This is a genomic window from Nocardia farcinica (assembly GCF_029867845.1).
Classification (GTDB): domain Bacteria; phylum Actinomycetota; class Actinomycetes; order Mycobacteriales; family Mycobacteriaceae; genus Nocardia; species Nocardia farcinica_A.
Window position 1 is genome coordinate 1 of sequence record NZ_JARWRU010000534.1, and the last position, 1,029, is coordinate 1,029.

The 1,029-nt window shown below is 71.9% G+C and carries 1 protein-coding gene; it reads right to left on the minus strand.

Annotated features, from left to right (window positions below):
* Positions 1 to 59 precede the first annotated feature (59 nt).
* Entirely contained in the window at positions 60 to 521 is a 462-nt protein-coding gene (locus tag QH283_RS11615) for a hypothetical protein (RefSeq protein ID WP_280503019.1), read from the minus strand.
* Between the last annotated feature and the right edge of the window lie 508 nt (positions 522 to 1,029).

The window sequence follows — 1,029 nt, forward strand, 5'->3', positions numbered from 1 at the left end:
GGCCTACTGAGACCGGGTGATCCGGCGCCGGACCTCCCCGCGCCGGGTAGCCGCCCCCATCACCAACACAGCGCCCGCGCCCGTTCCCGCAGGTCGAAGCGCCGCACCGCGGTCAGCAGTTCGGGCAGGAACCCCTCGGGCCTCGGCAGCTCGTAGCCGGGCGGCCACAGCCAGCGGCGTTCGTCGCCCGAGGCCGAACTCGACTCGCTGAGCAGGGGCAGGGCGATCTCCTCGTCCCTGCCGAGGATGCGCGCGCCCGCGTCGGTGAGCAGCAGCTGGTGTGCGGGGGCCACGACGGGCAGGCCGTCGAGCAGGAAGGTCCACCGGCCCGCTCTGGGATCGGTGAACACCGGGCCCGCGAGTTGCTCGGGTTGCAACTGGTGCTGCACGACCGCGCCGAGGGCGTCGGGCAGGACGACCACCCCGATCCTGCCCACCCTGAGCATCACCTGGCGTCCCGCCAGGGTGACCGGGAATCCGTAGGTGTCCCGGTAGGTCAGGTAGCTGTGCCGCACCGCCATGGACGTTCACCTTCACATTTCGCTCGACCGGAGAGTGACCTGTAACACATACACCGGTCACGGCTCGATGGTGGCCTGATCGGCGGCGCAGGACAACAGATTGTCCGCATCAGTGGGACGATCCCCAGCGGGTCCGCCGCGGTGTGCGGACCGGGCACAATCCGCGCGCCATCCGCTCCGGCCCGCGCGATTGACCTGCTCGTGCCGGGGTACGCGCCGCACATGGAGATATTGGTGATCATCGGAATCGCCGTGCTGGTCGGCGCGGTCGTCGTGTACCGCAAGGGCAAGGGCCGCGACCGCAAGCCGAGCACCCCGGAGGTGCCCGGCAACGACGGGCGGTGAGTGATGTCCATGGACCCCGACCCCGATCGCACACCCGACCTGGAGGCGGGCGGCGGTGTCCGGCCCCGCGCCACCCCCCCCGACCCCCCGCCGACCACCGGGCACACGGCACCCGCGCCCCGCACCAGCACCCACATACCCCCGCCCCGGGTAGGCGCCCTCG